The organism is Sphingomonas sp. (assembly GCF_041661825.1).
Classification (GTDB): domain Bacteria; phylum Pseudomonadota; class Alphaproteobacteria; order Sphingomonadales; family Sphingomonadaceae; genus Sphingomonas.
Genome location: NZ_JBAZTU010000004.1, coordinates 249,965 through 276,276, shown reverse-complemented (window position 1 = coordinate 276,276; position 26,312 = coordinate 249,965). Strand labels below are relative to the sequence as shown.

Annotated in this window: 25 protein-coding genes; 12 read left to right on the top strand and 13 right to left on the bottom strand. The window is 66.6% G+C overall.

The window, feature by feature from the left end:
* Positions 1-7: 7 nt before the first annotated feature.
* Together WC729_RS19860 and WC729_RS19855 are read right to left on the bottom strand one after the other, a co-directional pair.
* Complete coding sequence (locus WC729_RS19860) at positions 8-1,747, bottom strand: diguanylate cyclase (protein WP_372856016.1); 1,740 nt, start codon at positions 1,745-1,747, stop codon at positions 8-10.
* Positions 1,748-1,874: 127 nt separating this feature from the next.
* Positions 1,875-3,080, bottom strand: coding sequence for an LL-diaminopimelate aminotransferase (locus WC729_RS19855; protein WP_372856014.1), 1,206 nt, complete (start codon positions 3,078-3,080; stop codon positions 1,875-1,877).
* Between the two features lie 112 nt (positions 3,081-3,192).
* On the opposite strand from WC729_RS19855, the gene WC729_RS19850 reads away from it, so the two are divergent.
* From WC729_RS19850 to clpS, 3 genes are all read left to right on the top strand, one after another.
* A complete protein-coding gene (locus WC729_RS19850; protein WP_372856012.1) occupies positions 3,193-4,926 on the top strand; it encodes a PHA/PHB synthase family protein in 1,734 nt (577 codons plus the stop codon).
* Between the two features lie 121 nt (positions 4,927-5,047).
* Positions 5,048-5,899, top strand: a complete 852-nt coding sequence (locus WC729_RS19845; protein ID WP_372856010.1) for a phasin family protein — start codon at positions 5,048-5,050, stop codon at positions 5,897-5,899.
* 159 nt (positions 5,900-6,058) lie between these two features.
* Positions 6,059-6,394 carry an ATP-dependent Clp protease adapter ClpS gene (clpS, locus tag WC729_RS19840; protein ID WP_372856634.1) on the top strand — a complete coding sequence of 112 codons (336 nt, stop codon included), beginning with the start codon at positions 6,059-6,061 and terminating at the stop codon, positions 6,392-6,394.
* 47 nt (positions 6,395-6,441) lie between these two features.
* Here the strand turns inward: clpS and WC729_RS19835 are convergent, their stop codons facing one another.
* On the bottom strand, positions 6,442-7,140 hold the full coding sequence (locus WC729_RS19835; protein WP_372856008.1) for a Crp/Fnr family transcriptional regulator: 699 nt from the start codon (positions 7,138-7,140) through the stop codon (positions 6,442-6,444).
* Between the two features lie 185 nt (positions 7,141-7,325).
* On the opposite strand from WC729_RS19835, the gene murA reads away from it, so the two are divergent.
* The gene (murA, locus tag WC729_RS19830) at positions 7,326-8,609 is read left to right on the top strand and encodes a UDP-N-acetylglucosamine 1-carboxyvinyltransferase (protein ID WP_372856006.1); all 1,284 of its coding nucleotides are present in this window, start codon (positions 7,326-7,328) and stop codon (positions 8,607-8,609) included.
* A gap of 1 nt (position 8,610) precedes the next feature.
* Here the strand turns inward: murA and WC729_RS19825 are convergent, their stop codons facing one another.
* Entirely contained in the window at positions 8,611-9,510 is a 900-nt protein-coding gene (locus tag WC729_RS19825) for a hypothetical protein (RefSeq protein ID WP_372856004.1), read from the bottom strand.
* Positions 9,474-10,265: a hypothetical protein gene (locus WC729_RS19820; RefSeq protein ID WP_372856002.1), complete on the bottom strand. Its 792-nt coding sequence runs from the start codon at positions 10,263-10,265 to the stop codon at positions 9,474-9,476. Before WC729_RS19820 ends, WC729_RS19825 begins: the two co-directional genes overlap by 37 nt.
* Positions 10,266-10,405: 140 nt before the next feature.
* Here WC729_RS19820 and WC729_RS19815 point away from each other — a divergent pair, with 140 nt between their 5' ends.
* Positions 10,406-11,722 (top strand): NAD(P)/FAD-dependent oxidoreductase, encoded by a 1,317-nt coding sequence (locus WC729_RS19815; protein WP_372856000.1) that lies wholly within the window; start codon positions 10,406-10,408, stop codon positions 11,720-11,722.
* Positions 11,723-11,862: 140 nt separating this feature from the next.
* Here the strand turns inward: WC729_RS19815 and WC729_RS19810 are convergent, their stop codons facing one another.
* From WC729_RS19810 to lgt, 6 genes are all read right to left on the bottom strand, one after another.
* Entirely contained in the window at positions 11,863-13,191 is a 1,329-nt protein-coding gene (locus WC729_RS19810) for a cystathionine gamma-synthase family protein (protein ID WP_372855997.1), read from the bottom strand.
* A 434-nt stretch (positions 13,192-13,625) separates the two neighbouring features.
* Positions 13,626-14,384: a peptidoglycan editing factor PgeF gene (pgeF, locus tag WC729_RS19805; RefSeq protein ID WP_372855995.1), complete on the bottom strand. Its 759-nt coding sequence runs from the start codon at positions 14,382-14,384 to the stop codon at positions 13,626-13,628.
* Complete coding sequence (locus WC729_RS19800; RefSeq protein WP_372855993.1) at positions 14,381-14,899, bottom strand: N-acetyltransferase family protein; 519 nt, start codon at positions 14,897-14,899, stop codon at positions 14,381-14,383. Before WC729_RS19800 ends, pgeF begins: the two co-directional genes overlap by 4 nt.
* Positions 14,896-15,405, bottom strand: coding sequence for an N-acetyltransferase family protein (locus tag WC729_RS19795; protein WP_372855991.1), 510 nt, complete (start codon positions 15,403-15,405; stop codon positions 14,896-14,898). Before WC729_RS19795 ends, WC729_RS19800 begins: the two co-directional genes overlap by 4 nt.
* Positions 15,402-16,487 (bottom strand): class I SAM-dependent methyltransferase, encoded by a 1,086-nt coding sequence (locus tag WC729_RS19790; RefSeq protein ID WP_372855989.1) that lies wholly within the window; start codon positions 16,485-16,487, stop codon positions 15,402-15,404. The genes WC729_RS19795 and WC729_RS19790 overlap by 4 nt, the downstream gene beginning before the upstream one ends.
* Before the next feature lie 58 nt (positions 16,488-16,545).
* Positions 16,546-17,424, bottom strand: a complete 879-nt coding sequence (gene lgt, locus WC729_RS19785) for a prolipoprotein diacylglyceryl transferase (protein WP_372855987.1) — start codon at positions 17,422-17,424, stop codon at positions 16,546-16,548.
* A gap of 64 nt (positions 17,425-17,488) precedes the next feature.
* On the opposite strand from lgt, the gene WC729_RS19780 reads away from it, so the two are divergent.
* Genes WC729_RS19780 through phbB form a run of 4 tightly spaced genes read left to right on the top strand, consistent with a single transcriptional unit; the run spans position 17,489 to position 23,232 of the window.
* Positions 17,489-19,192: a class I adenylate-forming enzyme family protein gene (locus WC729_RS19780; RefSeq protein WP_372855985.1), complete on the top strand. Its 1,704-nt coding sequence runs from the start codon at positions 17,489-17,491 to the stop codon at positions 19,190-19,192.
* Between the two features lie 42 nt (positions 19,193-19,234).
* Entirely contained in the window at positions 19,235-21,475 is a 2,241-nt protein-coding gene (locus WC729_RS19775; RefSeq protein ID WP_372855983.1) for a molybdopterin cofactor-binding domain-containing protein, read from the top strand.
* Entirely contained in the window at positions 21,472-22,479 is a 1,008-nt protein-coding gene (gene hemH / locus WC729_RS19770; protein WP_372855981.1) for a ferrochelatase, read from the top strand. Before WC729_RS19775 ends, hemH begins: the two co-directional genes overlap by 4 nt.
* Before the next feature lie 30 nt (positions 22,480-22,509).
* On the top strand, positions 22,510-23,232 hold the full coding sequence (gene phbB / locus WC729_RS19765) for an acetoacetyl-CoA reductase (RefSeq protein WP_372855979.1): 723 nt from the start codon (positions 22,510-22,512) through the stop codon (positions 23,230-23,232).
* A gap of 201 nt (positions 23,233-23,433) precedes the next feature.
* Here the strand turns inward: phbB and WC729_RS19760 are convergent, their stop codons facing one another.
* On the bottom strand, positions 23,434-23,832 hold the full coding sequence (locus WC729_RS19760) for a glycine zipper 2TM domain-containing protein (RefSeq protein WP_372855977.1): 399 nt from the start codon (positions 23,830-23,832) through the stop codon (positions 23,434-23,436).
* 141 nt (positions 23,833-23,973) lie between these two features.
* Between WC729_RS19760 and WC729_RS19755 the strand changes: the two genes are divergently transcribed.
* Positions 23,974-24,984 carry an esterase-like activity of phytase family protein gene (locus WC729_RS19755; protein ID WP_372855975.1) on the top strand — a complete coding sequence of 337 codons (1,011 nt, stop codon included), beginning with the start codon at positions 23,974-23,976 and terminating at the stop codon, positions 24,982-24,984.
* 64 nt (positions 24,985-25,048) lie between these two features.
* Here WC729_RS19755 and rpmB read toward each other — a convergent pair whose 3' ends face one another.
* Positions 25,049-25,348: a 50S ribosomal protein L28 gene (rpmB, locus tag WC729_RS19750; RefSeq protein WP_372855973.1), complete on the bottom strand. Its 300-nt coding sequence runs from the start codon at positions 25,346-25,348 to the stop codon at positions 25,049-25,051.
* A gap of 170 nt (positions 25,349-25,518) precedes the next feature.
* Between rpmB and WC729_RS19745 the strand changes: the two genes are divergently transcribed.
* Both WC729_RS19745 and WC729_RS19740 read left to right on the top strand, forming a co-directional pair.
* On the top strand, positions 25,519-25,800 hold the full coding sequence (locus WC729_RS19745) for a hypothetical protein (protein ID WP_372855971.1): 282 nt from the start codon (positions 25,519-25,521) through the stop codon (positions 25,798-25,800).
* Positions 25,801-25,880: 80 nt separating this feature from the next.
* Positions 25,881-26,309, top strand: coding sequence for a nucleoside deaminase (locus WC729_RS19740; RefSeq protein ID WP_372856633.1), 429 nt, complete (start codon positions 25,881-25,883; stop codon positions 26,307-26,309).
* The last annotated feature ends 3 nt before the right edge of the window (positions 26,310-26,312 follow it).

Below are 26,312 nucleotides of genomic sequence, written 5' to 3'. Positions count from 1 at the left end.
CCGGCGCTCAGGCGGCGAGCTCGATCCGGTTCCGCCCGCCCGCCTTGGCGGCATAGAGCGCGGTGTCGGCGGCGCGGAAAATGTCGTCGATGCCGGTCCCCGGGGTCAGCGCCTCCAGCCCCATGCTCGCGGTGATGCACAGCTGGGGCTCGACGCCCGGCACCGGCCGTTCGGCGAGCGTCCGGCGGAGGCGCTCGCAGACCGTGCGCGCTTCGACGATCGCCAATCCGGTGAGCAGGATGGCGAACTCCTCGCCGCCGATCCGCCCGATCGCGTCGCCGGGGCGGAGATTCTCGCGCAGCAGGTCGGCCAGCATCAGCAATGCCGCGTCGCCCGCGGCATGGCCGTGATTGTCGTTGACCGCCTTGAAATGGTCGAGGTCGAGCAGCGCCAGCGTCGATGGGCGCTCCGGCCGCAAATGGTTCATCGCGTCCTTCACCTGCCGGCGGAACGCGCCGCGGTTGAGCAGGCCGGTCAGCGGATCGGTGTTGGCGGCACGCAGCAGCTCGTCTTCGCGCATCTTGCGGCCGTCGAGGTCGCGGATCACGCTGAACACCGCGGTGATCCGGCCCGAATTGTCGCGGACGGACCGCATGTTGGATTCGAACCAGGCGACTTCGCCATTGGCCTTGGTCGCCCGGTACTCGACCGTGAACACCCGCTCGGGCGCGCCGAGCGCCTCGACATGCACCGCGCTGACCTTCTCGCGATCCTCCGGGTGGACCAGGATCGCCGCGTTCAGCCCGATGATCTCCTCCGGCTCGAAATAGCCCAGCTCGCGCACCGCGGGCGAGATGAAGCGGATCGTGCCGTCGGGCTCGAGCGTCATCATGATGTCGGTCGCATTCTCCGCCATCAGCCGATAGCGCGCCTCGTTCTCGCTGAGCGCGGCGAGCAGCTTGTCGCGCTGCACCAGGGTGGCGGCGACGGGCAGCGCAGTGACGAACAGCACGACCATGTAGAATTGGAAGAATTGCAGCCGTCCGGCCTGGTCGGCATGCATCAGCGCCATCGGACCATGGCCATTGGTGGTCAGGATGCCGCCGATCACCGCGACGATCAGGATGCCGACAGCCGCCCCGAACCGCTGAAAGGCGAAGGTGCCGATCAACAGCGGGACGATCGGCAGGAACAGCAGCGGCAGGCCGTTCTGGTAGAAGACCAGGAAGGTGACCGTGCTGAGCAGGCCGATCGCGCCGATGGCCTTGATCGTGCCGCGCCGCGCATGGAACAGCGGCCAGTCGATGTCCCGGCGAGTCATCTGCATCGCCAGCGGTGCGGCGATCATGCTGCCGATGCCGTGCCCGACGATCCAGTCGAACAGCGCCGGCAGGAACCCGATCGGCAGCAACCCGCTCGCCATCCACGCGCCGAGCAGGCCGCCGGCCGTCGGTGCCAGTACCGCCACGGCGAGCACGAACAGGCCGATCGATCGGGAATCGTCCAGCTGGCTCCGGTCGACGCCCCAGCGCTTGAGCAGCAATGCCGCCAGTGCGCCCTCGCCGACATTGACGAGCGCGAAGGGCAGGGCGACGACCGGGATCGGCGAGAAGCACAGCGACGCGCTCCACGTGCCGATGATCGCGGCGATGAGGACCGGCACCCAGCGCCGCAGCGGCGCCGCGCTCAGCACGGCGATCAGCGGCGCGTTGGCGAGCCACAGCAAGGCGATCCCGCCGCTCAGGCGCGTGAGCAGGATCGCGCCCGACGCGAGCGCGAAATAGCTCAGCCCTACGCCGATGATCATGACCGGTGAAAGGGCGGTGGAGGAAGCGCGGCCCATCCTCCTGCAATAGGATCAAAGCCTTAAGCGCAGGTTTAACAGATGTTGGGTCGGTCCCGGGCCGCGTCGCCGCCGGCCCGGGAAAGGGGGATCAGCCAGTGCGCGCCGGCGTGTTCACGCCCATGCTCTGGAGATAGCGCTTCACGTTGCGCGCCGCCTGGCGCAGCCGCTGCTCGTTCTCGACCATCGCAATGCGCACATAGCCTTCGCCATTCTCGCCGTATCCGACGCCCGGCGCGACCGCGACCTTGGCATGGGTGAGCAGCTGCTTGGAGAATTCGAGGCTGCCGAGATGCGCGAGCGCCGGGGGCAGCGGCGCCCAGGCGAACATCGACGCACGGGGCGGCGGAATATCCCAGCCGGCCCGGCCGAAGCTCTCGATCAGCACGTCGCGGCGGCGCTGATAGAGCTGGCGGTTCTGCTCGACGATGTCCTGCGGCCCATTGATCGCGGCGACCGCGGCCGCCTGGATCGGGGTGAAGGCGCCGTAATCGAGATAGGACTTCACCCGGGTCAGCGCCGAAATGAGCTGCGGATTGCCCACCGCGAAACCGATCCGCCAGCCCGCCATCGAATAGGTCTTGGACAGCGAGGTGAACTCGACCGCGACGTCCTTCGCGCCGGGCACCTGCAGGATCGAAGGCGTCGGGCAGCCGTCATAATACAGCTCGGAATAGGCCAGGTCGGACAGCACCCAGAGCTTGTGCTCCTTCGCGAACGCCACGACCCGCTCGTAGAAAGCGAGATCGACCACCTCGGCGGTCGGGTTGGACGGATAGCCCATCACCAGCACGCTCGGGCGCGGCACGGTGAAGGCCATGGCCCGCTCCAGCGCTTCCCAATAACGCTCGTCGGGCGTGGTCGGCACGCTGCGGATCGTCGCGCCGGCAATGATGAAGCCGAAAGTGTGGATCGGGTAGCTCGGGTTCGGCGCGAGCACCACGTCGCCCGGCGCAGTGATCGCCTGGGCAAGGTTGGCCAGGCCTTCCTTCGATCCAAGCGTTACGACCACTTCGGTATCGGGGTTGAGATCGACGCCGAAGCGGCGCTGATAATAATTGGCCTGGGCCTTGCGCAGTCCGGGAATCCCCTTCGACGCCGAATAGCCGTGCGCGCCGGGGTTGCGCGCGACTTCGCACAGCTTGTCGATGACGTGCTGCGGCGGCGGCAGGTCCGGATTGCCCATGCCGAGATCGATGATGTCCTCGCCCGTCGCGCGCGCTTCCGCCCGCATCGCATTGACTTCAGCGATGACATAAGGGGGCAGGCGCTTGATGCGATAGAAATCGTCGGACATGGCTTCTTCCGGTTTGAGGAGTTTCAACCTTTAGTTGATTCTTCCCCGCTCTGGAATGACGGACATGCGCTCGTGCGTTAGGGTGACATGAAAATCCGTTATCGAGGTTGCCATGGCCGAGTCCGATGCCCCCGAACTGCCCAGCCTCGAAGAGCTCCAGCACTGGACCTGGGTGATGGGTCGTGCGCAGCAGATGATGCTGGAGAGCGGTCTCTCCACCACGGCGGCAGAGCAGCGCGATCTCGGTGTGCCGGAGATCCCCGGCCTCAACGATCCCGCGACGATCGAGCGCGCCGAGGCCTTCTGGACCGACAGCCTGAACCTCTGGCAGCGTTTCCTCGACCCGAAGGCCGCGCCCGCGGATGACGGCAAGCACGCCCGCGACAAGCGCTTTGCGGCGCCGCAATGGCGCGACAATCCGTTGTTCGACTGGATCCGCCAGAGCTATTTCCTGATCTCCGACCATATGCTCGCGAACATCGACGCGCTGGCCGGCGTCGACGATCGGCAGAAGGAGCAGCTCCGCTTCGCCGCCAAGGGATTCCTCGAAGCGATGAGCCCGAGCAACTTCCCGGCCACCAATCCGGTGGTGCTCGAAAAGACGATCGAGACGGGTGGCGAGAATCTGCTGAAAGGCCTGCAGAACATGCTGGCCGATATCGCCAAGGGCCAGCTCACCCATACCGATCCCAACGCGTTCGAGCTTGGCCGCAACCTCGCGACCACCCCGGGCAAGGTGGTCAAGCGCACCCCGCTGTACGAGCTGATTCAATATTCCCCGACGACCGACAAGGTGCTGGCCGTGCCGCTGGTCATCTTCCCGCCCTGGATCAACCGATTCTACATCCTCGATCTGACGCCCGAGAAAAGCTTCATCCGCTGGGCGGTGGAGCAGGGCATCACCGTCTTCATGGTCTCGTGGAAATCCGCCGACGCCAGCATGAGCGAGGTGGTGTGGGACGATTATGTCGAGGCGCAGATCGACGCGATCGATACGGTGCGCGAAGGGCTGAAGGCGGATGCGGTCCACACCATCGGCTATTGCGTGGCGGGTACCACGCTCGCTGCGACCTTGGCGGTGCTGGCGGCGCGGGGCGAAGCGGACAAGGTGAAGAGCGCGACCTTCTTCACCGCGCAGGTCGATTTCTCGCGCGCCGGCGAATTGCTCAATTTCGTCGATGACGAACAATTGAAGACGATCGCCACGCTCTCGCCCGAGGGTTTTCTCGACGGCCGCTATCTCGCGCTGACCTTCAACCTGCTGCGGGGCCGCGACCTGATCTGGAACTACGTCACCAACAATTATCTGCTCGGTCAGGATTATACGCCGTTCGATCTGCTCCACTGGAACGGCGACACCACCAACCTGCCCGCCAAATGGCATATGAGCTATCTGACCGATCTCTACCGCGACAATCTGCTGGTGAAGCCGGGGACCTTGTCGGTGGGCGGTACGCCGGTCGACCTGACACGGGTAAAGACGCCCTCCTATATCCAGGCCGGGCGCGAGGACCATATCGCCCCGGCCGAGAGCGTGTGGAACATCACGCATATCTTCACTGGGCCCGTGAAGTTCGTGCTGGCGGGCTCCGGCCATATCGCCGGCGTGGTGAACCCGCCGTCGCTCGGCAAATACCAATATTGGCTCAATCCGAAGCCGGCCGGGACGCTCGCCGAATTCGTCGCCGGCGCAGCCGAGACCAAGGGCAGCTGGTGGCCCGACTGGATCGGCTGGCTGCGTGATCAGGACGACTCGGCGGTGCCCGCCAAGGGCGCGCGCAAGCCGGGCAAAGGGCCGCTCGAGGTACTTGAAGATGCCCCCGGGAGCTATGTCAGGACGCGCTAAGCCTCTGTAATGACGGTTCTATGTCCGCCCCGTGACGTTTATGTTGCGGTGCAACAAAAACTCTTGCGAAACGTGCAGCATTCGCTATATTGCAGTGCAGCAAGTAACGTGAGGAGGCCTTATGGCCAGCAAGGGTCCCAAGCCCGGAACGCCGGTCAAGGCAGCGGCAACGCCGAAGCCCAAGGCCGCAGCTCCCAAGGCTGTAACCACCGCGCCCGCCAAGACTGAAGCGGCCGCAAAGACCGTGGCGAAGCCCGCCACCAAGCCAGTCGCCGCTCCGGTTGCCCCCAAGGCAGTCGTGGCGCCGGCCCCTGTCGCGGCAAAGCCGGTTCCACCGGTCGCCGCGAAGGTCGAGCTGCCCGCGCCTGTCGCCCCCGTGCCCGCCGCTATCGTCGAGACCGTGGTCGAGCAGGTGATCGAAAAGGCAGCCGACACCGCAGTGAAGACCACCGAACCAGTCGTTGAAGCAATCGAAGCAATCAAGCCGGCCATCGTCGAAACGCCGGTCGCCCTCATCCAGAAGGAAGTGAAGACCATGGAAGCCAATCTGAAGAATGCCGCCGAGAAGGCGCAGACCCTGTTCGCTGAAGCCAATGAGCGCGCCAAGGCCGCCGTCGAGAAGGGCACCAAGCTGTTCGAGGAGGCCAATGAGTTCTCGAAGGGCAACATCGAAGCGATCGTCGAGTCCGGCAAGATTGCCGCCAAGGGCTTCGAGAGCTTCGGCCAGGATGCAGCCGATTACAGCCGCAAGCAGTTCGAAGGCGCGACCGCAGCGCTGAAGAGCCTGTCGACGATCAAGTCGCCGACCGACTTCTTCAAGCTGCAGAGCGACTATGTCCGCTCGTCGTTCGACTCGATCGTCGCGCAGACCTCGAAGAACACCGAAGCGATGCTGAAGCTCGCCGGCGAGGTCGCTCAGCCGATCTCGAACCGCGTCGCGCTCGCCGCCGAGAAGGCGAAGATCGCCGCGTAATTCTCGCGCACGATCAAGCAATAGGGAAAGGGCGGTCCTTAGGGGCCGCCCTTTTTCGTTTGATCCACAATCGAGGTTGATCGTTCGCTACCTCTTGCCCTTGGGGCGCGGCATGCCATATTTTCGCTTCTCATGATCAACCAGCTTTCCATCACGGCCATGGCCGAGCGCCGCGACGGCGAAGGTGGCGATGAAGACGGCACCGGCCTCGGCATCGCGACCCGCACCCGCACGCGGACCAAGCAGCCGACGCCGTACCGGGTGCTGCTGCTCAACGACGATTACACGCCGATGGAATTCGTCGTGCTGGTGCTCCAGCGCTTCTTCCGCATGGACATGGAAGCCGCGACGCGCGTGATGCTCCACGTCCACCAGAAGGGCGTCGGCGTGTGCGGCGTGTTCAGCTACGAAGTCGCGGAAACCAAGGTCGCCCAGGTGATCGAATTCGCCCGGCAGAACCAGCACCCCCTGCAGTGCACGCTGGAAAAAGCGTGATTTCTTCCTAATTCCTCCCCGGAACGGGGAGGAATTAGGAGCAAAGCTCACCGCGCCGCCGGCAGCCACCCCAGATCCAGCCCCGCATAGCGATCCACGAAATTCGCGGCCCGTTGCAAGGCCCGCTCGTCGGTCAAGGTCACGCGCCCGGCCTCGCGGGCGATGATGCCCTCCTCCTCCAGCTGTCGCAGCATCCGGTTGACATGCACCGCGGTCAGCCCGGTCGCGTCGCCGATCTCCTCCTGGGTCAGGCCGAGGGTGAAGGTGGCATTGGTCGCCTTGTCCAGCATCCGCATCCGGTTGCGCATCTCGAGCAATATCCCCGCTACCCGCGCCTTGGCCGAGGTGCGGCCCAGCGCCGCCAGCCGGTCGGTCAGCGCCGCGCGCTCGATCTGGTTATAGACCATGATCAACGCGGCCAGCCGGGGATGGTCGGTGATCAGCTTGCTCATCGCGGTCCGCTCGAACGGGCAGACCACGGCGTCGGTCAGCGCCGTGATCGTTTCCGGCGCCTCGCTATAGACCAGCGACGAGACCCCCATCATGTCGCCGGGGAACAGGAAGCGCAGGATCTGGCGGCTGCCGTCGTCGAGCAGCACCGAACTCATCATCGTGCCCTTGCGCAGGATGAACAGCTCGCTGCAGCGATCATTCTCGCGTTGCAACGTCGCGCCGCGGCGCAGGCTGCGCTCGCGCTCCTCCAACTGCTCCAGCGCACGATGTTCGCCGGGAGTCAGGGCGACCATGTCGCTTAATCTTTCAGCGAAACAACTGCCCGGCACGCCAACATTCCCCCCAACCCGGACCAGCCAGAGCATTGCAGGAGAATCAGTGCATTAAAGTCGATCAAGCGCTGTCACCGGGACGCAACATCTTCCGCTTACGCAAAGGGGCTACTTGCGTGGGCACGCGCACACGATAGAAGCCGCCAATGGACCGTATCCTCATCCGCGGCGGCAACCGACTTTCGGGCCGCCTCCCCATCTCCGGTGCGAAGAACGCAGCGCTCACCCTCATGCCATGCGCGCTCCTTACCGAGGAGCCGGTGACGCTGCGGAATCTGCCGCGTCTGGCCGATGTGGACAGCTTCGGGCATCTCCTCAACCAGCTCGGCTGCTCCACCCAGATCGAGGGCGCACGGCCCGAGGATTTCGGCCGGGTGATGACGATTCGCGCCGGCAAGCTGACCGCGACCGAGGCACCCTATGACATCGTGCGCAAGATGCGCGCCTCGATCCTGGTGCTCGGTCCGCTGATCGGCCGCGCCGGCGAGGCGACCGTGTCGCTGCCCGGCGGCTGCGCCATCGGCAACCGGCCGATCGATCTTCACCTGAAGGCAATGGAAGCGCTGGGCGCCGAGATCGAGCTGGCCGCCGGCTATGTGAAGGCGACCGCGCCGGGCGGCCGGCTCCCCGGCGGCCGGGTGACCTTCCCGATCGTGTCGGTCGGCGCGACCGAGAATGCGGTGATGGCGGCGGTGACGGCGAAAGGCGGCTCGATCATCGAGAATGCCGCGCGCGAGCCGGAGATCGTCGATCTGTGCAACCTGCTCGTCGCAATGGGCGCGTCGATCTCGGGCATCGGCACCGAGACGCTGGAGATCGAGGGGCGCGACCGGCTGCACGGCGCCACCTATCGCGTCATGCCGGACCGGATCGAGGCCGGCAGCTATGCCTGTGCCGCCGCGATCACCGGCGGCGCGCTGGAACTGGTCGGCGTCGCGATGGACGACATGCGCGCTACCGTCGCCGCCCTGATTGAGGCAGGCGTCACGGTCGAGGAACGCGCCGACAGCCTGTTCGTCGAGGCGACCGGGCGGCTCGGGCCGCTGACCCTGTCGACCGCGCCTTTCCCGGGCTTCGCGACCGACATGCAGGCGCAATTCATGGCGATGCTGACCCTGGCCGACGGCGCCAGCGTGCTGACCGAGACGATCTTCGAGAATCGCTACATGCACGTGCCCGAACTGGCGCGCATGGGCGCCGACATCCAGGTACGCGGCCGGACCGCGGTGGTGCGCGGCGTGGAGAAGCTGGTCGGCGCGCCGGTGATGGCGACCGACCTGCGCGCCTCGATGAGCCTGATCCTCGCCGGCCTCGCCGCCGAGGGCGAGACCCAGGTCCAGCGCGTCTATCACCTCGATCGCGGCTATGAGCGGCTCGAAGAGAAACTGAGCGCCGTGGGTGCCGATATCGAGCGCGTCAGCGACGGCTGACTCAGTCCTGACCGCCAAAGTCGAACCGGCCCGTATGCGGGTCGAGCGTACCGGATTGCGTGGAGTTGTACGACAGGAACACCGTGGCACTTTCCCCGGCCTGGCATGCGCTCGAACCTGGCTGCGGCGATGACCCAAGGCGCGAGATGGTCGGCCTGAAGAACCGATAGGGCTTAAGATGCGCCCGTTTGAACGGGTCTGCCCGCCACAGGCGCCGGCCCGATCCATTCGTCGCCGATACGGTCCTGCCGTCGGCGTCGACATGGATCACGATGTCGGAGCACGGAACCGGAAAGTCGAACGCCTTGTAATCCCGCATCGAGGGACCGTCGGACAGAAACTCGGTGTTCAGCGCGTCGATGAACCGCAGCTTGGCTTTTCTCAGGTCCAGCTTGCAGGCGAGATTGCGGCGCGCACTGGCCAGTCCGTTGCCGCCGCACCGGGTCGGCCTGATGGCGCCGTCGCCGCGAACGTCCACCACCAGCAGATCGCCGGTACTGTAGGTGAAAACATAAAAGTGATCAGCCTCGCGATGCGGAAAATCCGCCATTTCCGATGGGGTGGCGAGGCGTATCGCGACGATCTTGCCCGCACGGCCCCGGTCGGCGTTGAACAGGGGATCGAAGACGCCGGCATAGACGCCAGTGCCTCTGGTCGCGACGAGAGTCCTGCGGTCGTCCCGAGTCTGGATCGCGATGTTCAGGTCAGCGTCAGCGAAAAAGGGGCGAGGAGCCTCGACTTTGTCCGCCCCAGTGGCTGATGCCTGCCCGGACACGATGATCAGAATGGATAGAGCCAGAAGGCCGCGAAGTCGCATGACTGCTTGTCTCATCGAAGGTGTCGCGCCGCAACAGGCGCTGACGGTCAGGCCCACCAGCCCTCGGCGCGCGGCGTCCACCACGGCGCGGCGGCGACGATGCGATCGCCATAATCGGGCCAGTCGGGGCAGACCAGCGGCACACCAGTGCCCTCGATCAGCCGCGCGATCTCGCCCCGATCCAGCCCGTCCGGCACACCGCCCGATTCCCGACAGGCCAGCCGCCACAGCTCCATCTCCTGCCCCCAGAAATAGAAGCTTGCCGCGCCGATATTGTCCTGCATGCGGCGGACATCGTCCCATTTCTGCGGCTCGACGAACTTCGCCCAGATATCCGCCTGCACGCTGTCGACCGGCGCATCGGGGCGCCATTCGAGCGCATCGGCCTGCACGATGCTGATCTTCGCCCGGGCCTCTTCGGGCAACTGGCCGACAATGCCCAGCGCCTCGATCAGCGCGATCACCTGCGGGTCGCGCTCCACCACGGTCACCCGGTCGACCGCCGGATTGAGCGCGACATTGGCCGCGCACCAGCCCATGCCCAGCCCCAGCACCACGGTATGCCCCCGCGCCGCAGCGATGCCGATCTCCTGGCTCTCGACCTCCATCGGCACGATCGACATCCAGCTCGCCTCGCCATGCTCGACCGGCCCGGACAGGATCACGGTGCCCGCCATGCGATAGACCTGGCCCCAATAGCCCCGCGCCGAGGGCATCGCGATGATCCGCACTGACCAGGGACCCCAGACACCCTGGGCATAATGCGGGAACCACAGGTCGCTGGCGAACTCGCCAAGCAACGGACGCGGGTCGATGCCCGGCTGATCGGCTGGTGTCATTCTGCTCCCCCGGCGTCGTTGCCGAACGCTGGCTGGCTTTCCGGCGAAGTTCAAGGGCGGGTTTCCCGAGCCAAATCTTCCTCGCCAGCCGCGGACCGGATGCTATCGTACGGCTTCGGCCAGACATCCGGGGGACAGGAATGACCGAGCGCAAGATCCAGATCGTGATTGTCGGGGGCGGCGCCGGCGGGCTTGAGCTCGCGCGGCGGCTCGGCGCGAAATATGGCCGCAAGCGTCACGACATCATCCTGGTCGAGCGCAACCGCACCCATATCTGGAAGCCGCTGCTGCACGAGGTCGCGGCCGGGTCGCTCGACGCGAATCTCGACGAGGTTGGGTATCGCAGCCATTGCTATCGCTGGGGCTATCGCTTCTTCCTCGGCACGCTGGAGAGCATCGACCGGGACAAGCGCGAGCTATGGATCGCGCCGCTGCTCGACGAGGACGGCAGCGAGCTGATCGCGCGCCATCCGATCCGCTATGATTGCCTCGTGCTGGCGGTGGGGTCGGTCACCAATGATTTCGGCACGCCGGGCGTGCGCGAGAATTGCATGGTGCTCGACGATCGCGCCCAGGCCGACCGCTTCCGCAACCGCCTGCTCAACCATTGCCTGCGCGTGTCGCGCGCGATGAGCGTCGATCCGGCATCCGACGAACATGTCCGCGTCGCGGTGGTCGGCGGCGGTGCAACCGGCGTCGAACTGACCGCCGAATTGTTCAACTCCGCGGCGGCACTGCGCTTCTACGGGTTGGAGACGTTCGACGAGAAAAGGCTCGAAGTGACGCTGATCGAGGCCGGCCCGCGCATCCTGCCCGCGCTCCCCGAAAAGCTCGCCGCCGCGGCGCAGTCCGAACTGGAGACGCTTGGCGTGCGCGTGCTGACCAATACGCGCGTGACCGAGGTGACCGACGAAGCGATCGTCACCGCGAGCGGCGAGCGGGTGGTCAGCGAGCTGCGCGTCTGGGCGGCCGGCGTGAAGGGCGCAGCGACGCTCGATCATATCGGCGGGCTGGAGACCAACCCCAACAACCAGCTGCTGGTGAAGCCGACGCTGCAGACCACACTCGACGACCGCATCTTCGCGCTGGGCGATTGCTGCTCCTGCATCGATCCCGCAACGGGCCGGCCGGTGCCGCCGCGCGCCCAGGCGGCGCACCAGATGGCGACCAGCGTCTTCCACAATCTCGTGCGGCTGATGAACAGCCGACCGCTCAAGCCCTTCGTCTATCACGACCATGGCTCGCTGGTGTCGATCAGCCGCTTCTCGACCGTCGGCAGCCTGATGGGCAATCTCGTCGGCGGGCGCATGGCGATCGAGGGGCGGCTGGCGCGTTTCGTCTATGTCTCGCTCTACCGCATGCACCTGATCGCGATCCATGGCTGGCTGCGCGGGATCGGGCTGATCGTGATCGGGCGGGTGAACACGATCATCCGGCCGAGGCTGAAGCTGCACTGAGCCGGGACCTCGGCCCCAACCATCACCGTCACCCCGGACTTGTTCCGGGGTCCACCGCTCCGCAAATCCAACGAGCGTAATGTGTGCGGAGCAGTGGATGCCGGAACAAGTCCGGCATGACGAAATAGGAGCGGGCGGCCCTAGATCGAATCCAGCGCCTGCCGGAAATCGGCAATCAAATCGTCCGCATCTTCGACCCCGATCGAAATGCGCACCAGATTGTCCGTAATCCCCAGCGCCTGCTTCCGCGCATCGGGCACCGACAAATGCGTCATCGCCGCAGGATGGCTCGCCAGCGTCTCGGTGCCGCCAAGGCTCACCGCCAGCTTGGCGATCTTCAACGCGTCGAGGAACGCGAAGGCCTCCTTTTCGCCGCCCTTCACGATCAGCGAGAAGGTCGATCCGGCGCCGGTGCAGTGGCGGCGATAGATATCGGCCTGGCGCTCCATGCCCGGCGTGCTGTCGAGGAAGCCGAGATAGCCGACCCGCTCGACCTTGGCGTGGCTGCGCAGGAATTCGCAGACCTTCACCGCATTCTCGCCGGCGCGGCTCATGCGCAGTTCCAGCGTCTCGAGGCTACGCATCAGCATCCAGGCGGTATGCGGATCGCAGATCGTGCCGATCGTGTTGCGCATCAGCCGGATGGTGTTGATGTGCTCCTTCGAGCCGAGCACGCCGCCCGCGACCAGATCGCTGTGCCCGCCGGCATATTTGGTCAAGGAATAGACGACGATGTCGGCGCCGTGTTCCAGCGGCTTGAGCCAGAGCGGGCCGAGAAAGGTGTTGTCGATCGCGATCGGCGGCTTTTCCGCGGCGTTCTTGAAGATCGCGTCGCGGCTGGCGGCGACAGCCTGGATATCGACCAGCGCGTTGGTCGGGTTGGCCGGGCTTTCGAGATAGATCAGCGCGACTCGGCCGGTTGCTGCCTTGGACAGGACCGCATCGATCTCCTCGCGGGTCGCGCCTGCCGGGAAATCGAGCCAATGCACCCCGAAACGGCCGAGGATGCGCGCGATCAAGGTCTCGGTCGCGGCGTAGAGCGGGCCCGAATGGACGATCGTGTCGCCGGGCTTGACCATCGACAGGAACAGCGTGGCGATTGCCGACATGCCCGAGGAGAAGGCAAGCGCGTCCTCGGCATCTTCCCAGATGCCGAGCCGGTCCTCGAGGATTTCCTGGTTCGGCCCGTTGAAGCGCGAATAGACCAGGCCCTCGGCGCCGCCCGGGCGCTTGCCGGTCACGCCCTCGAAATGGCGCTTGCCCGCGGCGGCATTGGGGAAGACGAAGGTCGAGGTGAGGAAGATCGGCGGCTTCAGCGATCCTTCCGACAGCATCGGGTCATAGCCATGGCCCATCATCAGGGTCGACGGCTTGAGCTTGCGGTCGCCGATCTTTTCGACGGAGGGTTTGGGCTTGGTGCGGGGTGCGACGCCGGTCAGGTCGGCTTCGTCTTCGTTCTTGATCGCCATGAATGCGTCCTGGGTAAGAGAGGATGCGCTGTCCTAGCGCGAGATAGTCGCATTTGATACCGGTTTGCGCGTGCGCAGCAGGCCGTCGTTCCGGTAACGGATCGATCCCGCGCGCGTTCCGTCGCCGCCAGGGAGAATTTCGCCGATTCAAGATTCGCGGCGATCACGGCATCAGGCGGCTGGAGGGTGTCTGCAGCGCCGTCCCGCTCTTTCCCATTGTGATTAAAATGTTGGACGGTTTTCGCCGTCGATCAGGGGAAAATCGTGGCCAGAACAGCGGAAAGGCGCGCCTTTTTTCCGCTGTTATGCGTAACAGGGAAAACGGTCCGCAACGCACTGAACTACCGGGAGAAAATGACCCCGAAAATCCAACATAACAGCGGAAGAAAAAACATTGTCGAAAAATGGCGTCCATGTTGGACAAAATGCGCCGGTCAGCCGGCGATCCCGATGATCGAGATCTGCCGGCCATAGCCCGGCTCGCCGCGATGAGTCGCGCGGCGGAAGCTGAAGAAGCGGGCCTCATCGGCATAGGTGTCGAGGCCGAGCATCTCGATCCGGGCGAGCCCGGCTTTGGCGAGGCGCTGGGCGACATAGGCTTCGAGGTCGAACTGGTGATGGCCGGGCTTGCCGGGTGCGAAGAAGCGTTCGTTGGCGGGATCGTCGGCCTCGAAGCGCCGCGCGAAACCGTCATCGACCTCATAGCTCGACCGGGCGATGCACGGGCCGACCGCGGCGGCGATGCGGTCGCGTCGCGCGCCGAGCTTTTCCATCGCGGCGATCGCCGCATCGGTGACGCCGCCGATCGCGCCCTTCCACCCGGCATGCGCCGCGCCGACCACCCCGGCCTCGCGGTCGGCGAGCAGCACCGGGGTACAATCGGCGGTGAGGATGCCGAGCGCGAGGCCCGGCCGGTCGGTGACCAGGGCGTCGCCCGGCGGGCGGTCGTCGAACGCAGTCAGCGCGCGCACGACATCCGCGGAATGCGTCTGATAGAGCGTCAGGAGCCGCGCGCCCGGCAGCACTGCCTCGGTCGCGAGCCGGCGGTTCTCCGCGACGGCGTCGGTATCGTCATCCGATCCTATGCCGACATTGAGCCCGGCGTACAGCCCGGTCGAGACGCCGCCGCGCCGGCCGAGAAAACCATGGGCGACACCGTCGAGCGCCCTGGCCCGGACGACCTCGACACTCACAGCGTGCGCCGCCAGATGCGGTCGTCATGGACTTGCGGTCCGGTGACGAAATCGCAGCGCCCGACCTCCGCGAAACCGTGCCGGGCATAGAATCGCTTGGCGCGCTGGTTGTGGTCGAACACGGCAAGGTAGAGTTCCGGGGCGCCGCGCTCGAGGGCGGTATCGATCAGCCACTCGGTCAGCGCATCGGCCACGCCCTGGCCCTTGCAGGCTTCGACGACATAGAGCTGGCGCAGCTCCATCGCTTGCGGATGTGCCGCCTCGAAGGGCAGGGTCATCGCCGAAAGCTTGATGTACCCGGCCGGCACCCCGTCGAGATACGCGGCGCGCCAGTCGATCGCCGGGTCGCCGAGATCGCGCTGCATCTGGCCGGCGGGACCATAGGCCTGTTCGAGATAGACGGCGAGCGGCTCGGGATCGATCACCCCGGTGAAGCTGTCGACGAACGCCTGCCGCGCCATCGCCGACAGCGCGGGGCCGTCCGCTTCGCCGGGGGTGCGATAGGTGACGGTCACAGCACCAGCCGCATGATTCGGTCGTCGTCGATCGTCTCGCCGACCCGGAAGGCGTAGCGACCGATCTCCTGGAAGCCGTAGCGTTCGTAGAAGCGCCGGGCGCGGTGATTGTCGACATAGACGCTGAGGATGATCTCCTTCGCGCCGTGATCGCGCGAATGCTGGAGCGCCCAGTCCATCAGCGCCGGCGCGACGCCCTGGCCCTGCCACGGCCCGAGCACATAGAATTGGTAGAGCTCGATCGCGTCGGGCCGCCATTCGCCCGGGAACGTCACCGGGCCCATCTTGGCGAAGCCGATGATCTCCCCGTCGTCCAGCGCCAGGCGCACGGTGAAATCGGGATCGGACAGCTGCGAGGGCAGGCCGTTCGCGCCGAACGCCTCATCGAGGAATGCGGCGAGATCGGACTGGCGATAGAGATTGCCGAACGTCTCGGTGAAGGAGCGCCGCGCCATGGCCGAGAGCGCGGGGCCGTCGATCGTGCGGGCGTCGCGATAGGTGATCATGAGAAACCCGCCGGTACCGGCCAGCCCGGCGCGGTGACCGCCAGCGCCTTGAACAAATTGCCCATCGCGCCGGTCAGCCGCTCGCGATCCGCGGCGATCGAGTCGGCGCGGTCGGGCGCTGCATTGGCGAGCGCGGCGGCGCGGGCGTCCACGCCGAGCGCGGTCAGCAGCGCGCCCTGGCCGATGGGGCCATAGGCGTGCGCGCCCTCCATCCGGGCGGCGGCGGCGAGCGTCGCGAAGTCGACATGGGCGGTCAGGTCCTGCTCTCCCGGCTGGTCGAAGGGGTTGGCGAAGCGGTGACCGCGCACCGCCTGGAGCGTGTCGCCGATCGCCGGCCCCTCATAGCCATAGTCGATCGCGAGTACAGCGCCGCCCTGCCGCGCGACGGCACCGGCCAGCGCGCGCATCACCGCGACGCTGGCGGGTGAGGTCTCGATCACTGACCCGGGCGGCGCGTCGCGCAAGGCTTCGGGGATGATCTCGGCCGGCACCTGCTTGCCCGCGATCGGGAGGAACAGCACGTCCTGGCAGGCGACGAAGCGCTCGTGCCAGAGGTCGAGCGCGCGGACGAGCTGGCGGATCGGCAGCGCGTCGAAAAACTCGTTGGCGACGACGATCAGCGGGCGATCGTCCGGCAGGGTCGAGACGTCGTTATGCCAGGTTGCGCCGGGTGCGCGCTCGGCCTGGGCGGCACGGAGCGTCGGGCTGGTCTCAACGAAATGAACCGGCGGGGTAAGCCCGGCCGTCGCCATCGCGCGCAACGCATCGGCCGCGAGCGTGCCGCGGCCCGGGCCGAGTTCGACCCAGGCACTGTCGGGGCGCCCGGCACGATCCCACAGGTCGGCGCACCACAGGCCGATCAGCTCGCCGAACATCTGGCTGATCTCGGGCGCCGTGGTGAAGTCGCCCGCGGCGCCGAGCGGATCGCGCGTCGCATAATAATGCGCGTTGGCGGCCGACATGAACTGGGCGATCGAAATCGGCCCCGCCAGCGTTATCGCGCGGGCGAGCCGATCGGCGAGCGGCGCATCTATCCCCCTCCCGCTTGCGGGAGGGGTTAGGGGAGGGCTTGTGGGTTCCATCGGTTCGGTGGCGACATGCCCTCCCCCGGCTCCTCCCGCAAGCGGGAGGAGAGGAAGATCAGGCGACGCTCTCGCTCCCGGCGATGGGCTCCACGCGCTCGCGGCGCTTCTTCGAGGTCGCGATCAGGTAGATGCCCCCGGCGATCATCGGCACGGTCAGCCACTGGCCCATATGCAGGCCGGTCGCCTGGGCGAACGCCACGAGCTGCGAATCGGGCTCGCGGAAGAATTCCACCGTGAAGCGGGCGAGGCCGTAGAACAGCAGGAACAGGCCGACCAGCTTGCCCGGATCGTAGCGTGCCTTGGTGCGCCAGAAGGCGAACCACAGGATCGCGAACAGCACCAGCCCCTCGAGCCCCGCCTCGTAGAGCTGGCTCGGATGGCGCGCCGGATCGAGGCCGCCGACGACGGTGCGCGGAAAGACGATCGCCCAGGCGACGTCGGTCGGCTTGCCCCAGAGCTCGCCGTTCACGAAGTTGGCGAGGCGGCCGAAGAACAGGCCGAAGGGCACGCAGCAGGCGAGATAATCATGGATGCGCAGCCAGTCGAGCTGATGCCGCCGCGCGAACAGGATGAGCCCGAGCGAGGTGCCGATCATCCCGCCATGGAAGGACATGCCGCCGTCCCACAGCTTCAGGATCTGCAGCGGATTGAGGAACATGCCGGGGGCGTAGAAGATCGCATACCCGATCCGCCCGCCCAGGATGATGCCGAGCGTCGCGTAGAACACCAGGTCGTCGGCATGGCGCCGCGCCATCGGGCTGCCGGGCTGGGAGATCAGCTTCAGCAGATACCACCAGCCGAGCAGGATGCCCGAGATATAGGCGAGCGAATACCATTTGATGTCGAAGAATCCGAGCCTCAGCGCCACCGGATGCAGGCCGAGGCTCTCGAAATGGATATGGTTCTGGGCGCTGGCGAGCGTGGTCAGGATCAAGGCTTTTCCCCAAGGGTTCGCGCCTCCATAAAGGCCGACAACGACAAACCCAAGGGGAGAGAGCATGCGCACCGAGCTTGACCGCCGAATGGACGAAGGGCTGGCCGCGCTCACGGGGGAAGGTGCGCCGCTGGCGCTTGGCTCGATCGCGCTGAACGGGGCCGATCTGCCGCTGATCGCAACCGTCCCGCCCGCGCTGCCGCAGTATTTCGCGCACTATGCCGCCGAGCATAAGGACAAGGTCTTCCTCGTCGCCGGCGAGGAACGCCTGACCTTCGCCGAAGTCTATACCGAGGCCGAAAAGGTCGCGCGGACCCTGGTCGACGAGGGGCTGCAGCCGGGCGAGCGAGTCGGGATCGCGATGCGCAACTCGCCGTCCTGGATTGCGCTCTATATGGGCATCACCATGGCGGGTGGGGTCGCGACCCTGCTCAACGGCTGGTGGCAATCGGCCGAGCTGGCCGAGGCGATCGCCGATGTGGACTGCACCCTGGTGTTTGCCGATCCGCCGCGGGCGAAGCGGCTCGCAGCGATCGAGGGGCCGGCCGTGCCGGTGGTCGAGATCGACGACTCGCTGCCGCTGGCCAGGGCAATGCACGTCATCACGCATAGCTGGCCCAGGGTCCCGCTGCCCGCGCTGACTGGGGACGACAATGCGACGATCCTGTTCACCTCGGGATCGACCGGCCAGTCCAAGGGTGCGCTCAGCGATCACCGCGCGGTGTTGCAGGCCGTGTTCAACTATCTGGCGCAGGCGCTGGTGATGCTGGGCATCGCGACCAGGGACGGCAATCCGCCCGAGGGGCAGCCGGCGACGTTGCTCAACGTGCCGCTGTTCCATGTGACCGCGGAAGTGCCGGTGTTCCTGCAGAGCTTCGCCATGGGCCGCAAGCTGGTGTTGATGCCGAAATGGGATGCCGAGGAAGCGATGCGGCTGATCGAGGCCGAAGCGATCACCTATTTCGTCGGCGTGCCGCTGATGAGCTTCGAGATCCTGACTCACCCGAACCGGCCGAACTATAATCTCTCCACCGTCACCGATTTCGCCGCGGGCGGCGCGCCGCGCCCGGTCGAGCATGTCCGGCGGATCAAGGAGGAGATGGGCGGCGGCGCGCCGTTGCTCGGCTATGGCCTGACCGAGACCAACGGCATCGGCTGCGGCAACTGGCGTGACAATTATCTCGCCAAGCCCAATTCGACCGGCCGCGCCTCGGCGCCGCTGGTCGATCTCGCCATCCTCGACGCGATGGGCCGGCCGGTTGCGCCGGGTGCGCGGGGCGAAGTCGCGATCCGCTCGGTCGCCAACTTCAAGGAATATTGGAACCGGCCCGAAGCGACCGCGGCCGCCTTCACCGCCGACCGTTATTTCCTGAGCGGCGACATCGGCTATCTCGACGAGGACGGGTATCTGTTCATCGTCGACCGCAAGAAGGACATCATCATCCGCGGCGGCGAGAACATCTCCTGCCAGGAAGTCGAAGCCGCGATCTACGAACACCCCGCCGTCGCCGAGGTCGCCGTGTTCGGCCTGCCCGACGAGCGGCTGGGCGAAGTGCCGGGGGCGGTGGTGAAATATCGCGACGGCGAGGACCTGACCCCGGAGCAGCTCTGCGCCTATCTCTATGCGCATATCGCGGCGTTCAAGGTGCCCCAGCGCATCTGGACCTCGGCGGACCCACTGCCGCGGCTCGGCACGGAGAAGATCGACAAGGTCGGGCTTCGCGCGAAATACCAGGCGATCGCGGCGGCCGAGGCGGAAGAGAAGTAGGTCAAACTGGCGCGCCACCGCTCGCCACGATAGAGCAGCATGATGGCGGTCCGCGACGCACTCCCGAATATCGACCGGCGCAAGCTGCTGATCGGCGGTGGCGTCGGGATCGGCCTCTTCGTCGCCTGGGGTGTCTGGCCGCGCAGCTATGCGCCCAACCTCACCGCGGCGAAGGGCGAGACGATTTTCGGCGCCTGGCTGAAGATCGGCACCGACGGACATGTCACCGTGGCGGTGTCGCAGGCCGAACATGGCCAGGGTGTCTATACCACCCTGCCGCAGATCCTGGCCGACGAGCTCGGCGCCGACTGGCGCGCCATCGCGGTCGAGCCCGCGCCGCTCAACCCACTCTATGCCAATCCGATGGCGGCGGACGTGCTGTTCGAGGGCGTGTTCGACACGCTGCCGGCGCCGCTCCGCTCGGGCCATGCCTCGCGCACCGCGCTGGTGCTGACCGGTGGATCGACTTCAGTGCGCGCGTTCGAGGCGGACCTGCGCAGCGCGGGCGCGGCGGCTCGGGTATTGTTGTGCAAGGCGGCCGCGAAGCGCTGGAAGGTCGACTGGCAGGCATGCGGCACGGCCGGCGGCTTCGTCATTCACGGCACTGACCGGCTGCGCTTCGGCGAGCTGGCGGCGGAGGCGGTCGGCGGGTCGCTGCCCAACCCTTTGCCGCTGCGCACCGGCGACGCCAATCGCCTGCTCGGCCAGTCGCTGCCCCGGCTCGACGTGCCGTCCAAGGTCGACGGCTCGGCCAATTTCGCGGGCGATGTCCGCCTGCCCGACATGGTCTTCGCCGCGATCCGCCAGGGGCCGGTGGGCGAGTCGAAGCTGATCAGCGTCGATCGCGCGGCCGCGGACCGGATTCGCGGCGTGCTGTCGGTCGCGACCAACGACAATTGGGTCGCGGCGATCGGCAACAATTGGTGGGCGGCGAACCAGGCGCTCGCGGCGATGCGCCCGCGCTTCGAGACGCGGGGCGCGATCATCAGCTCGAGCAGCATCGACGACGCGCTGACCGCGGCGCTCGACGGCCCGGGCGAGCGCATGGCGGCGGAAGGCGATCTGTCCGCCGCCTTCAAGGGCGCCCGGCTGGTTACCGCCGAATATCGCGCGGGCCTTGCCGTCCATGCCGCGGTCGAGACGATGACCGCCACCGCGCATTATGTCGACGGCCGGCTCCAGCTGTGGCTGCCGACTCAGGCGCCGGGGCTTGCGCGGGCGGCCGCCGCGGCAGTGCTCGGCATCTCGGAGAGCAATGTCGTCGTCCATCCGATGCTGATCGGGGGGTCCTTCGGCGCCAATCTCGAGCATCTCGCCGCTGAGCAGGCAGCGATCCTCGCCGAGAAGCTCAAGCGCCCGGTCCAGCTCGTCTGGTCGCGCAGCGAGGACATGATGCACGACCGTTACCGCCCGCCCGCCGCGGCGCGCATGTCGGCGCGGCTCGGGCCCAATGGGCAGATCCTCGGCTGGCTCGCCAAGATCGCCGCGCCGACTACCGGTCGCGAGCTGGCCGGGCGGTTGATGGGCACCGACAAGGCAGCGCAGGCCGCGCTGGCGCTGCCGCATGTGGGCGATGCCTATGCGGTCGCCGGGGCCAAGCCCTTCTACCGTATCCCGTCCTATGCGATCGATCATCACCCGGCGGAGATCGGCGTGCCGACCGGCCATTGGCGGTCGGGCGCGCACAGCTACACCAGCTTCTTCACGGAATGCTTCCTCGACGAGCTGGCGCATGTCGCCGGGACCGAGCCCCTGTCGTTCCGCATCGGCATGCTCGGCGGCGATGCGCGGCTGGCGCGGTGCCTGTCGACGGCGGCGTCGCTTGGGGGCTGGGAAGGCGGCATCCAGGGCAGCGGCCAGGGCATTGCCTGTCACAGCTTTCGCGGCAGCCATATCGCGGTGCTGGCCGAGGCGCATATGGACGAAGGCCAGCGGCCGGTGGTCGACCGGATCGTCGCAGCGGTCGATTGCGGGCGCCAGGTCAATCCGGATGTGGTCCGCCAGCAGATCGAGGGCGGGCTGATCTTCGGTATGGCCGCGGCGCTCGGCGGCGCCACGACCTTTACCGAAAATGTCGCCGATGCGCGCACCTTCGGCGATATCGGCCTGCCGCGGCTCGCCGACACGCCCGACATCACGATCGAGATGATCCGCAGCGAGGCCGATCCGGGCGGCGTCGGCGAGCTGGGCGTGCCGCCGATCGCGCCCGCCATTGCCAATGCGCTTCAGGCCTCTACGGGCTTCCGCATGCGCACCCTTCCCCTGACGCCCGGCGAGGCATGACTCTTCCGGCGGGCCATCCGGCCATTCCCCGGCGCAGGATCGGCGTGCTGCTGATCAATCTCGGTACGCCCGATGCGCCCGACGCGGGGGCAGTGAAGCGCTATCTGGCCGAGTTCCTGTCCGATCGCCGCGTGGTCGAGATAGCGCCGATCCTGTGGCAACCGATATTGCGCGGTATCATCCTCAATACGCGGCCGAAAAAGTCGGCCCATGCCTATGGGCTGGTGTGGCGCGAGGACGGATCGCCGCTTGCCGCGATCACGCGGGCCCAGGCGATCGCGCTTCAGGGCGCCTTCGGGCCGAATGTGATGGTCGACTGGGCGATGCGCTACGGCAATCCGGCGATCGGGGCCAAGCTGGCCGCGATGAAACAGGCGGGGTGCGAGCGGATCCTGCTGGCACCGCTCTATCCGCAATATTGCGCAGCAACGACCGCGACGGCGAACGACAAGGCGTTCGCCGCGCTGGCCGGCATGCGCTGGCAGCCGGCAGTACGCACCTTGCCACCCTATCATGACGATCCGGCGTATATCGCCGCCTTGAAAGCCGCGGTGGAGGCGTCGCTCGCCACGCTCGAGTTCGAGCCGCAGGCGATCGTCGCGAGCTTCCACGGCATGCCGCAGCGCACGCTGGAACTGGGCGATCCCTATCATTGCCATTGCCGGAAGACGGCGCGGTTGCTCGGTGACGCGCTCGGGCGCGAGCTGATCGTTGCGTTCCAGTCGCGTTTCGGCCGGGCGAAATGGCTCGAACCCGCCACCGACAGGACGCTCGAGGCATTGCCCGGCAAGGGCGTGACCAGGGTCGCGATCGTCGCGCCGGGCTTCTCCGCCGATTGCCTGGAGACGCTGGAAGAGCTGAACATCCGCGGGCGGGAGAGTTTCCTCGCCGCTGGCGGAACCGATTTCGCCTATCTGCCCTGCCTCAACGACCGTCCGGTCGGCATGGAAATGTTGCGCACATTGCTGCAACGGGAGCTTGAAGGCTGGAACCTCCCCGCCTAGCGTCTGGTTGAACGCTCAGAGGAGAGACACATGGCACGCGTCGCGATCGTCACCGGCGGTACCCGCGGAATCGGCGAGGCGATCAGCCTTGCGCTCAAGGACATGGGGATGACCGTCGCGGCGAACTATGCCGGCAACGACGAGCGCGCCCGTGAGTTCTCCGATCGAACCGGCATCGCGGCGTATAAATGGGACGTGGGCGATTACGATGCCTGCCAGGCCGGCTGCGGGAAGGTCGCCGAGGAACTCGGCGCGGTGGACGTGGTGGTCAACAATGCCGGCATCACCCGCGACGGCACGATCCTGAAGATGACCTACCAGATGTGGAAGGAGGTCATGGACACCAATCTCGGCGGTTGCTTCAACATGGCCAAGGCCGTGTTCCCCGGCATGCGCGAGCGCAAATGGGGGCGGATCGTCAATATCGGGTCGATCAACGGCCAGGCCGGCCAGTACGGCCAGGTCAATTACGCCGCCGCCAAATCGGGCATCCACGGCTTCACCAAGGCGCTGGCGCAGGAAGGCGCACGCGCCGGGGTGACGGTCAACGCGATCGCGCCGGGTTATATCGACACCGACATGGTCGCGGCGGTGCCGGCCGATGTGCTGGAGAAGATCGTGGCGAAGATACCGGTCGGGCGGCTCGGCCAGGCGCATGAGATTGCGCGGGGCGTTGCGTTCCTGTGTTCGGAGGAGGGCGGGTTCGTGACAGGCTCGACGCTGTCGATCAATGGCGGGCAGCATATGTACTGACGGTTGCAGGCGGCACTGTGTGCCGCCGGTGCGCACAGCGCAGCAACCGGCACGGCCGGCGGGTGGGCTTGCCCAATCCGGCCGACGGCGGCTTTGCCGCCGGCGCGCCGATTGGGTGACTTGGGAGAACCCCACAACGGTTGAGGGCCGGCGCCTTGCGGCACCGGCCCTCGCCCTCGTTACACCACGCGAGGGTTTTCGTTAGCGGCGGCAGCGGCGCGGATCGTCCGAACGATCGATCGCGCGACCGGCCAGCGCGCCGGCGCCAGCGCCGAGCACAGTGCCCAGCAGGCGGTCGCCACGGCCAGCAACGGTGTTGCCGAGCAGGCCGCCGGCAATCGCGCCGACCACCGTGCCGGTGTCGTTGTTGCAGCGCGCGCGGTAGCTGCGGTTATAGCCGCGATAGTTCCGGCGGTTGTCGTATCCGCGATCGTCGCGATAGCCGCGGTCGTAATCGCGATAGCCCCCGTCGTACCGGTTGTCGTAGCGGTCGCCACGATAATGGCGGTCGTAATTCTGGGCGGCGGCGGGCGTCGCGGGGATCAGGGCGGTGGCACTCATCGCGAGGGCCGCACCGGCCAGGGAAAGTTTCTTGAACATGGCTCGTCTCCTCTGAATGCCGTGTCGTTGGAGACCTTATGGGTGAGTCGGCTTGAGCCCGTCCTGAATGGAGTCGTTAGCCAGGGTTCATGAAGCGGATGACGGTTGCGCCCGCGCGCCGGGTCGATCAGGGCGGTGACGATGCGCATCCTGTATTCCGTCCTGCTGCTGCTGTTCTTCACGCCGCCATGGATGGGGGAGAAGAGGCTGGCGCTGCTTGGCCCGGACCCAGCGTTCGAGGCGAAGCGGAACCAGCTCGACGACGCGAATCCCGCGCTGACGCGGGTGGGACAGCTCACCTGGCTCGGCGGTGTGGAATTGACGAGCCCGGATCCGGCCTTTGGCGGCTTTTCCGCGATGGCCGTCCTGGGCGACCGCTTCACCCTGCTCAGCGATGGCGGCAATGTGGTGCGCTTTCGCATGGATTCGCGGGGGCGCCTGAGCGAACGTTCCTTCAGCGATCTGCCCGCCGGGCCCGGCACTGGCTGGCTGAAACAGGACCGCGACAGCGAATCACTGACCGCCGACCCGAAGACCGGGCAGATATGGGTCGGGTTCGAGCGGGCCAACGAAATCTGGCGCTTCTCACCCGCCCTGAAGCGCAGCGAGGCGCATGCCGCCCCGCCCGCCATGGCCGACTGGCCCGTGAATTCGGGGGCGGAGGCGATGGCGCGCCTGCCCGATGGCGGATTCGTCGTGATGGGGGAGCGGGAGCCCTGGCCGGGCCGCAAGGGCAGGGCGGCGATTCGTTTTTCCGGCGATCCGGCCGAACATCCCAACAAGGGCTTCCGCTTCAGCTATATCCCGCCGGCACATTATGATCCGAGCGATCTCGCGGTGCTGCCCGACGGCAGGCTGCTGGTGCTCAATCGTCGATTCGCGCTGCCGTTTGACTTCTCGACCAAGCTGATCCTGATCGATCCGCGCACCCTTCGTCCGGGCGCGGTGGTGCGCGGGCGCGAGATCGCGACGCTGGCCAAGCCGCTGATCCACGACAATTTCGAAGGACTGGCGGTGACCCGGGAAGGCAAGGCGATCATCGTCTGGATCGTGTCCGACGACAATCAGCTGTTCCTGCAGCGCAGCCTGTTGCTGAAGTTCAGGCTCGAGCCCGATTCGCCGGCCCCGGTTTCACCAGCAAAGCGGCGCTGACACGCAAAATGGCCCGCTTCCCAGGGGAAGCAGGCCATTTGCTCTTTCGAACCCGTCGAAAAGGTTAGGCGGCCACCGCGACGGTGCCGAGCTTCTTGCGGACGTCGCGCTTCAGGCGGCGTGCACGAAGCGACAGCTTGTCGTCCGCCGTCTTCACCAGCCAGTTGTCGAGGCCGCCGACATGCTCGACCGAACGCAGGCCGTGCGTCGAGACGCGCAGCTTGACGCTGGTGCCCAGTGCTTCGGACATCAACGTGACGTTCTGCAGATTCGGCAGAAAGGTACGCTTGGTCTTGTTGTTGGCGTGGGAGACGTTGTTTCCCACCAGCCGGCCCTTGCCGGTCAGCTCGCAAATGCGCGACATGTGTCGTATCCTGAGTTTCGGCCAGACCGTGCTGGCTGGTCCCGTAAAGGCGGCGCGGATAGCCGGAACGGGACAATGCGTCAACCGATTCAGGCTTTACCCATGCAACCTAGTGCGCCGATGTAGGTTAATTACGGTAACGATTCGATTACCTCGATTGGAGAATGCCCATGCGCGCCCTGCTAGCCCTGGTTGGAATCGCCGCCGTCGTTGTCGCCATATTGGTGTCGCTCGGCCTGTTGACGCTCAAGACCACGCCGGGCTCGCTGCCCAGCATCAGCGTCAATGGCGGTGCCGCCCCATCGGTCGACGCCAATCTCGCCACGGTGAGCGTCGGCACGACGAACAAGACGATCGAAGTGCCGACCGTCACCACCACCGAAAAGACCATCACCGTGCCGACGGTGACGATGAACAAGCCCGCCGAAGCCGCGAGCAACACCGCTCAGTAAGCATGTGCCGTCGCCGCCCGGACTGGTCCGGGCGGCGATGCTGGGGCAAAGGGGCACGTATGTTCCCCATTCCCGCCCCGATGCGCGCAGCGCTCGATGCTGCCTCCCAGGCCGCAGCCGCGGGGGAAGTGCCCGTCGGCGCGGCAATCGTCCTCGACGGGAAGATCCTGGCGGTTGCTGCCAACGCGCCGCGCGCGCTTCATGATCCGACCGCTCATGCCGAGATGCTGGCGATTCGCGCCGCCGCCGAGGCGATCGGCGACGACCGGCTGTCCGATTGCGACCTGTGGGTGACCCTGGAGCCGTGCGCGATGTGCGCGGGCGCGATTGCCCATGCCCGGATCGCGCGGCTCTATTACGGTGCGAGCGACCCCAAGGGCGGCGCGGTGGAGCATGGCCCGCGGTTGTTCGCCCAACCGACCGTGCACCACCGGCCCGAGGTCTATGCCGGGATCGGCGAAGGCGAGGCGGCGGCGCTGCTCAAAGATTTCTTCGCGGCGAGGCGGTAATTC